Here is an 8,224-nt window from a genome sequence, read left to right as displayed (position 1 = left end):
CCGGAGCCGGTGAGCGACCTCCAGGCTCCCCCGCCGGTCCCGACGTCGCGGAACTACGCGGACAGTGCGGCAGAGGAACTGGACGTACCGGACTTCCTGAAGTGATAGGACAGCGCGACACCGTGAACGGCGCGCACTTCGCCTTCACCGACAGGTGGGGCGGGGTGAGCGCCGTTCCGTACGAAGAGCTCAACCTCGGCGGGGCCGTCGGCGACGACCCCCAGGCCGTCCGCACCAACCGCGAGCTCGCGGCCAAGTCGCTGGGACTGGATCCCGGCGAGGTCGTCTGGATGAACCAGGTGCACGGCAACGACGTGGCCGTGGTCGACGGGCCTTGGGACTCCCCGGCCGGGATTCCGCCGGTCGACGTGATCGTCACCGTGCGCCGCGGCCTCGCCCTCGCGGTCCTGACCGCCGACTGCGTGCCCGTACTGCTCGCCGACCCCGTCGCCGGGATCGCCGCTGCGGCCCACGCGGGCCGGCCCGGCATGGTCGCCGGAGTCGTCCCCGCCGCGCTACGCGCGATGATGGAACTGGGTGCCGAGCCGCACCGCATCGTCGCCCGCACCGGACCCGCTGTCTGCGGCCGGTGCTACGAGGTGCCCGAGCCGATGCGCGCCGAGGTGGCCGCCGTGGAGCCGGCGGCATACGCCGAGACGAGCTGGGGTACGCCCGCGGTCGACGTGACCGCCGGTGTGCACGCCCAGCTCGAACGCTTCGGGGTGGGCGACCGGGCGCAGTCGCCGGTGTGCACGCTGGAGTCGGGCGACCACTTCTCGTACCGCCGCGACCGCACCACGGGTCGGCTCGCGGGCTATGTCTGGCTGGACTGATGGGGCATGACGGATCGTAAGGACGAACTCGCCGCAAATCTGGCGAAAGTGGAGGAGCGTATCGCCGCGGCCTGTGCGGCCGCCGGGCGAGCGCGCGAGGAGGTGACCCTGATCGTGGTCACCAAGACCTATCCCGCGAGCGATGTGCGGGTCCTGTCGGAACTCGGTGTGCGTCATGTCGCCGAGAACCGTGATCAGGACGCGGCACCCAAGGCTGCCGAATGTGCGGATCTGCCCCTTACTTGGCACTTTGTGGGTCAGTTGCAGACCAACAAGGTTCGTTCCGTGGTCGGTTACGCGGACCTTGTGCAGTCCGTCGATCGTTCCAAGCTCGTCACAGCCCTGTCCAAGGAGGCCGTGCGCGCCGGGCGTGAGGTGGGCTGTCTGATCCAGGTCGCGCTCGACGCGGGCGAGAGCGCGAGAGGGGAGCGGGGCGGCGTAACCCCCGGCGGAATCCGGGAGTTGGCGGACCGCGTGGCGGCCGCTGACGGGCTGAGGCTCGACGGGCTGATGACCGTCGCACCGCTCACCGGAGAGTACGCCGGACGCGAACTGGCGGCATTCGAGCGGATGATGGATTTGTCGACCGACCTGCGCAGGGCCCATCCGGCTGCCACCATGGTCTCGGCAGGCATGAGTGCGGACCTCGAACAGGCCGTGGCTGCCGGAGCGACACATGTGCGCGTCGGCACTGCGGTACTCGGAGTCCGCCCCAGGCTCCGGTAACGTCGCCAAGAGTCGGACCACAGCAGAAAATATGGTCATTGCCGTCGAAGGGCGGGCGTAACGACCTCGTGGATCGCGGGCACTTGGCAGTCGTCAGCCGATCCACCACAGAGCGGAGGACTCAGAGCATGGCCGGCGCGATGCGCAAGATGGCGGTCTACCTCGGCCTCGTGGAGGACGATGGGTACGACGGCCGGGGTTTCGACCCCGACGACGACTTCGAACCCGAACTGGACCCGGAGCCCGAGCGGGACCACCGGCGGCACGAGCCGTCGCACCAGCCTCATGGTGCACATCAGTCCCAAAGGGAAGAATCGGTACGGGTGGTGCAGCCTCCGGCGCCTCGCGAGCCGGTCGCACATTCCGCTTCGCTACCCGCGGAATCGGGACGTCCGGCGCGCATCGCGCCCGTGGCATCCATCACACAAGAACGCGCAAGCCTGGAGAAGAACGCACCGGTGATCATGCCCAAGGTCGTGTCGGAACGAGAGCCTTACCGGATCACCACGCTTCACCCGCGGACCTACAACGAGGCCCGTACCATCGGGGAACACTTCCGTGAAGGCACCCCGGTGATCATGAACTTGACTGAGATGGATGACACAGACGCCAAGCGACTTGTCGACTTTGCGGCGGGTTTGGTGTTTGGTCTTCACGGCAGCATCGAGCGGGTGACGCAGAAGGTGTTCCTGTTGTCGCCTGCTAACGTCGATGTCACGGCGGAGGACAAGGCCCGCATCGCAGAGGGCGGGTTCTTCAACCAGAGCTGAGACGCACCACCGGAATGAACGCACGAAACAGGGAACAGGGGAGAGGGAAGCACCAGTCATGAGCGTGGTCCTGCAGGTTCTCTACGTCGCGCTGATGGTCTTCCTCATCGTGCTCATCTTCCGGTTGGTCATGGACTACGTCTTCCAGTTCGCCCGCTCGTGGCAACCCGGCAAGGCGATGGTGGTCGTTCTGGAGGCCACCTACACTGTCACTGATCCACCGCTCAAGCTTCTGCGGCGGGTCATTCCGCCGCTGCGTCTCGGGGGCGTGGCGCTCGACCTGTCCTTCTTCGTACTGATGATCATCGTCTACATCCTGATCACGCTCGTGCGGAGCGCGGTGTGAGCGATGTGACAGATACGGTCTTGCCGACTGCCGACGACAACGTTGAGGTGAAGAGATGCCGTTGACCCCCGAGGACGTGCGGAACAAGCAGTTCACGACCGTCCGCCTCCGAGAAGGCTATGACGAGGACGAGGTCGATGCCTTCCTCGACGAGGTCGAAGCCGAACTGACCCGCCTGCTCCGCGAGAACGAGGACCTGCGCGCCAAGCTGGCCGCGGCCACGCGTGCTGCTGCCCAGAACCAGCAGAACATGCGCAAGCCCCCGGAGCCGCAGGACCAGCAGCAGGGTGGTATGCCCCAGCAGGGTGGCATGCCCCAGCAGGGCGGTATGCCCCAGCAGGGCGGTATGCCCCAGCAGGGCATGCGAGGTCCGGGTGCTCCGGTACCCGCCGGCATATCGGGCCCGCCGCAGCAGCAGATGGGTGGCCCCATGGGCGGCCCGCCCCAGCTGCCGAGCGGTGCACCGCAGCTGCCCGCCGGTCCCGGCGGTCAGGGTCCGCAGGGTCCCGGCCCGATGGGTCAGGGTCCGATGGGCCAGGGGCCGATGCAGGGCCAGATGGGCCCGGGCCCCATGGGCGGTCCGATGGGCGGCCCCGGCATGCCCGGTCAGGGCGGCCCCGGCGGCGACAGCGCCGCCCGTGTCCTCTCGCTGGCCCAGCAGACCGCCGACCAGGCGATCGCCGAGGCCCGCTCCGAGGCCAACAAGATCGTCGGTGAGGCGCGTTCGCGTGCCGAGGGCCTGGAGCGCGACGCGCGCGCCAAGGCCGACGCGCTGGAGCGGGACGCGCAGGAGAAGCACCGTGTCGCGATGGGCTCCCTGGAGTCCGCCCGCGCGACGCTGGAGCGCAAGGTCGAGGACCTGCGCGGCTTCGAGCGCGAGTACCGCACGCGGCTGAAGTCCTACCTGGAGTCGCAGCTGCGTCAGCTGGAGACCCAGGCGGACGACTCGCTCGCCCCGCCGCGGACCCCGGCGACCGCGTCGCTCCCGCCGTCCCCGGCGCCTTCCATGGCCCCGGCCGGTGCGAGCGCCCCGTCGTACGGCGGCAACCAGACGATGGGCGGCGCGCCCGCTCCGTCTGCGCCCTCCTACGGTGGCGGTCAGCAGCAGATGTCCCCGGCGATGACCCAGCCGATGGCTCCGGTCCGGCCGCAGGGGCCGTCGCCCATGGGTCAGGCTCCGTCGCCGATGCGTGGGTTCCTCATCGACGAGGACGACAACTGACGGTTCGTAGTACGGCGTAGGCGTCGGCAGCGTTCAGGGCGGGGCCCCGGATTTTGATCCGGGATCCCGCCCTTTTGCTACGCGCGTTCATAGGGTTTGCGGTGTTTGTTCGGGCGTGGGTGTGGTGTCCTACGTACGCAACGCCGAAGGCCCGGGCCGACCAAGATTTCTTGGCGGCCCGGGCCTTCGATGTGCGCGGGGTTGGGGCTGGGCGGGGGCGGGTGCGCAGCCCGGCGCTGGCGGCGGCTGCCCGCAGGCTGCGGGCTTGCGTGTGGCTACGCCTTGCGCAGGCGGAACGTCAGGGTCAGGGGCTCGTCCGTGAATGGGTCGCCGTAGCTGTCGTCCGCCTCGCCCTGGGCGAAGTCCGGGGCGAGGACCTCGTCGGCGATCAGCTCCGCGTGCTCGGTCAGGGCCGCGACGACCGCCGGGTCCGTGGCCGTCCAGCGCAGGGTGATCCGGTCGGCGACGTCGAGGCCGCTGTTCTTGCGGGCCTCCTGGATCAGGCGGATCGCGTCACGGGCCAGGCCCGCGCGGCGGAGTTCCTCCGTGATCTCCAGGTCGAGGGCGACCGTCGCGCCCGAGTCGGACGCCACCGACCAACCCTCGCGCGGGGTCTCCGTGATGATCACCTCGTCGGGAGCCAGGGTGATCGTCTCGCCGTCGACCTCCACCGAGGCCGTGCCCTCGCGCAGGGCGAGGGACAGTGCGGCCGCGTCCGCGTTCGCGATGGCCTTCGCCACGTCCTGGACACGCTTGCCGAACCGCTTGCCCAGGGCGCGGAAGTTGGCCTTCGCGGTCGTGTCGACCAGGCTGCCGCCGACCTCGCTCAGCGACGCGAGCGACTCGACGTTCAGCTCCTCCGTGATCTGCGTGTGCAGTTCGCGGTCCAGGGACTCGAAGCCGGTCGCCGCGATCAGCGCGCGCTTCAGAGGCTGGCGGGTCTTGACGCCCGACTCCGCGCGCGTGGCACGGCCCAGCTCCACCAGACGGCGCACCAGCACCATCTGCTTCGACAGCTCCGGGTCGATGGCGGTGAGGTCCGCCTCCGGCCAGGAGGACAGGTGCACCGACTCCGGCGCCCCGGGGCTGACCGGCACGACCAGGTCCTGCCAGACCCGCTCGGTGATGAACGGGGTCAGCGGTGCCATCAGCTTGGTGACCGTCTCGACGACCTCGTGCAGGGTGCGCAGCGCCGCCTTGTCGCCCTGCCAGAAGCGGCGCCGGGAGCGGCGTACGTACCAGTTCGACAGATCGTCGACGAACGCCGACAGCAGCTTGCCGGCGCGCTGGGTGTCGTACGCCTCCAGGGACTGGGTCACCTGGTCGGTCAGCGCGTGCAGTTCGGACAGCAGCCAGCGGTCCAGGAGCGGGCGGTCGGCCGGGGCCGGGTCGGCCTCGGACGGGGCCCAGTCGGACGTACGGGCGTACAGGGCCTGGAAGGCGACCGTGTTCCAGTACGTCAGGAGCGTCTTGCGGACGACCTCCTGGATGGTGCCGTGGCCGACCCGGCGGGCCGCCCACGGGGAGCCGCCGGCCGCCATGAACCAGCGGACCGCGTCCGCGCCGTGCTGGTCCATCAGCGGGATCGGCTGGAGGATGTTGCCCAGGTGCTTGGACATCTTCCGGCCGTCCTCGGCGAGGATGTGGCCGAGGCAGACGACGTTCTCGTAACTGGACTTGTCGAAGACCAGTGTGCCGACCGCCATCAGCGTGTAGAACCAGCCGCGGGTCTGGTCGATGGCCTCGCTGATGAACTGCGCCGGGTAGCGGGACTCGAAGAGGTCCTTGTTCTTGTACGGGTAGCCCCACTGCGCGAACGGCATCGAACCCGAGTCGTACCAGGCGTCGATGACCTCCGGCACGCGCGTGGCCGTCTGGGCGCACTGCGGGCAGGCGAAGGTGACCTCGTCGATGAACGGGCGGTGCGGGTCGAGGCCGGACTGGTCGGTGCCGGTGAGCTCGGTGAGCTCGGCGCGGGAGCCGACGACCGTGAGGTGGTCGTCCTCGCAGCGCCAGATCGGCAGCGGGGTGCCCCAGTAGCGGTTGCGGGACAGGGCCCAGTCGATGTTGTTGTTCAGCCAGTCGCCGTAGCGGCCGTGCTTGACCGTGTCCGGGTACCAGTTGGTCCGCTCGTTCTCCGCCAGGAGGCGGTCCTTGATCGCCGTGGTGCGGATGTACCAGGACGGCTGTGCGTAGTAGAGGAGCGCGGTGTGACAGCGCCAGCAGTGCGGGTAGCTGTGCTCGTACGGCAGGTGCTTGAAGAGCAGGCCGCGGTTGCCGAGGTCCTCGGTGAGCTTTTCGTCGGCCTTCTTGAAGAAGACGCCGCCGACCAGGGGGACGTCCTCCTCGAAGGTGCCGTCCGGGCGGACGGGGTTCACGACGGGCAGGCCGTAGGAGCGGCAGACCCGGAGGTCGTCCTCACCGAAGGCGGGGGACTGGTGGACCAGGCCGGTGCCGTCCTCGGTGGTGACGTAGTCGGCGTTGACCACGAAGTGGGTGTCCACATCCGCCGGGAACTCGACCAGCTCGAACGGGCGCTGGTACGACCAGCGCTCCATCTCGGCGCCGGTGAAGGTCTGGCCGGTGGCCTCCCAGCCCTCGCCGAGCGCCTTGGCGACGAGCGGTTCGGCGACGACGAGCTTCTCCTCGCCGTTCGTCGCGACGACGTAGGTGACCTCGGGGTGGGCGGCGACGGCCGTGTTGGAGACCAGGGTCCAGGGGGTCGTCGTCCACACCAGGAGCGCGGCCTCGTCGGCCAGCGGGCCGGAGGTGAGCGGGAAGCGGACGTAGACGGACGGGTCGACGACCGTCTCGTAACCCTGCGCCAGCTCGTGGTCGGACAGGCCCGTGCCGCAGCGGGGGCACCAGGGGGCGACGCGGTGGTCCTGGACGAGCAGGCCCTTGTTGAAGATCTCCTTGAGCGACCACCAGACCGACTCGATGTACTCGGGGTCCATCGTGCGGTACGGGTCGTTGAGGTCGGTCCAGTAACCCATGCGGGTCGTGAGCGCTTCGAAGGCGTCGGTGTGGCGGGTCACCGACTCGCGGCACTTGGCGTTGAACTCGGCGATGCCGTACGCCTCGATGTCCTGCTTGCCGCTGAAGCCGAGCTCCTTCTCGACCGCCAGCTCCACCGGGAGGCCGTGGCAGTCCCAGCCGGCCTTGCGGGCCACGTGGTAGCCGCGCATGGTGCGGAAGCGGGGGAAGACGTCCTTGAAGACGCGCGCCTCGATGTGGTGGGCGCCCGGCATGCCGTTGGCGGTGGGCGGGCCTTCGTAGAACACCCACTCGGGGCGGCCCTCGGACTGCTCCAGGCTCTTGGCAAAGATCTTCTGCTCGCGCCAGAAGTCGAGCACGGCGTGCTCAAGGGCGGGCAGGTCGACCTGAGCGGGCACCTGGCGGTACGTCGGCGTTGTCATCTGCGAGCTTCCTCCGGCGGACTTGCTGCCTTCCGTCCGGAGGGACGAGAGCCATGTCTTTCCTTACGCCGCTTTCGGCGCGCTCCCGCGGTACCACCCTCCTTGGCCCGCCGACGCATGGTGTGCCTCGGTGAGCCCCCTCATTGGGGTCGCGATGCCGGTTCTACTCGCCGCAGTGGGTTTCCTGCGGCTTTCTTCCGGCGGCTCCGGGGTGATCTTCACGTCGCGCTCGCCCCCGGGCTTCCACCGTCCCCGGGTCGCTCTGGGCTGCGTACGCCGCTACTCGTCCCCATCCACGCTTCTCGCTCCGCCCAGTGTACGGCTCCGGGGGGACAGCGGCCGACCGGATTTCCGGCGCCGGAGGGTGGGGCGGGGGCGTGCGTGAGATGACCCGAATGGTGAGGTACACGGCTTTCGATCCTGGGATGTCCCGACTCGGCGGATTACCCGGCGAGGAGCTGGGCACAACGCATGCATGCCGGCCGCGTGGCGGTCGCGGGACGGGCGAATCGGGTGGCATGCCCCGTTGCCGCGGGACTCAAGTCGATTTATCGTCCCAGCACGATTCGCGTGCAAAATCACAGAATGTGAAGGGGCCGCGGCCATGGTGGCGAAAAAGACGGCCGTACAGCAGTCGGGGTCCGAGAGGACCGCGCGCGCCACGGGTGCCTCCGGCGGTGCGGCCAAGGACGTGGACGGGAAGAAGAGCACGCAGAGGGCGGCGGCCGTGAGGCGGACGGTGGCCAAGGCAGTGAAGACGGTGCGGGGGGCTGTAGGCAGGGGGAGCGCGGGGTCGGGGGCGACGGGTGCTGCGGGGGGCAGAGCCGGGCCGGGGGCGGTGGCCGGTGGGAAGACGGTCGTGTAGACGGGCGGTGTGGAGGAAAGGGGGGCGGCGAAGGGCAGGACGG

Annotated in this window: 6 protein-coding genes; 5 read left to right on the top strand and 1 reads right to left on the bottom strand. The window is 69.4% G+C overall.

From position 1 onward, the window contains the following. The first annotated feature begins 101 nt into the window (after nt 1-101). The 5 genes from pgeF (at nt 102) to ACTWQJ_RS40865 (ending at nt 3,897) form a co-directional block, all read left to right on the top strand. Nucleotides 102-833: a peptidoglycan editing factor PgeF gene (gene pgeF, locus ACTWQJ_RS40885; protein ID WP_443311493.1), complete on the top strand. Its 732-nt coding sequence runs from the start codon at nt 102-104 to the stop codon at nt 831-833. 6 nt (nt 834-839) lie between these two features. Next, nucleotides 840-1,559, top strand: a complete 720-nt coding sequence (locus tag ACTWQJ_RS40880; RefSeq protein WP_443311492.1) for a YggS family pyridoxal phosphate-dependent enzyme — start codon at nt 840-842, stop codon at nt 1,557-1,559. Between the two features lie 128 nt (nt 1,560-1,687). Then, nucleotides 1,688-2,329 (top strand): cell division protein SepF, encoded by a 642-nt coding sequence (locus ACTWQJ_RS40875; RefSeq protein ID WP_129797403.1) that lies wholly within the window; start codon nt 1,688-1,690, stop codon nt 2,327-2,329. A gap of 58 nt (nt 2,330-2,387) precedes the next feature. Beyond that, nucleotides 2,388-2,675 (top strand): YggT family protein, encoded by a 288-nt coding sequence (locus tag ACTWQJ_RS40870; RefSeq protein WP_443311491.1) that lies wholly within the window; start codon nt 2,388-2,390, stop codon nt 2,673-2,675. A 55-nt stretch (nt 2,676-2,730) separates the two neighbouring features. Next, nucleotides 2,731-3,897, top strand: coding sequence for a DivIVA domain-containing protein (locus ACTWQJ_RS40865; protein ID WP_443311490.1), 1,167 nt, complete (start codon nt 2,731-2,733; stop codon nt 3,895-3,897). A 275-nt stretch (nt 3,898-4,172) separates the two neighbouring features. On the opposite strand, the gene ileS is transcribed toward ACTWQJ_RS40865, so the two are convergent. After that, complete coding sequence (gene ileS / locus ACTWQJ_RS40860; RefSeq protein WP_443311489.1) at nt 4,173-7,316, bottom strand: isoleucine--tRNA ligase; 3,144 nt, start codon at nt 7,314-7,316, stop codon at nt 4,173-4,175. Nucleotides 7,317-8,224 lie beyond the last annotated feature (908 nt).

This window comes from Streptomyces sp. KR55, assembly GCF_052245645.1.
GTDB lineage: Bacteria > Actinomycetota > Actinomycetes > Streptomycetales > Streptomycetaceae > Streptomyces > Streptomyces flavusporus.
Note: the sequence above shows the minus strand (reverse complement) of the source record. Positions and strands in the feature narration are given on the sequence as shown.

Bases quoted from the DNA above. Each gene is read 5' to 3' on its own strand.
- ACTWQJ_RS40880 (WP_443311492.1), top strand. From the start codon at position 840: ATGACGGATCGTAAGGACGAACTCGCCGCAAATCTGGCGAAAGTGGAG.
- ACTWQJ_RS40870 (WP_443311491.1), top strand. From the start codon at position 2,388: ATGAGCGTGGTCCTGCAGGTTCTCTACGTCGCGCTGATGGTCTTCCTC.
- ACTWQJ_RS40875 (WP_129797403.1), top strand. From the start codon at position 1,688: ATGGCCGGCGCGATGCGCAAGATGGCGGTCTACCTCGGCCTCGTGGAG.
- ACTWQJ_RS40865 (WP_443311490.1), top strand. From the start codon at position 2,731: ATGCCGTTGACCCCCGAGGACGTGCGGAACAAGCAGTTCACGACCGTC.
- ileS (WP_443311489.1), bottom strand. From the start codon at position 7,316: ATGACAACGCCGACGTACCGCCAGGTGCCCGCTCAGGTCGACCTGCCC.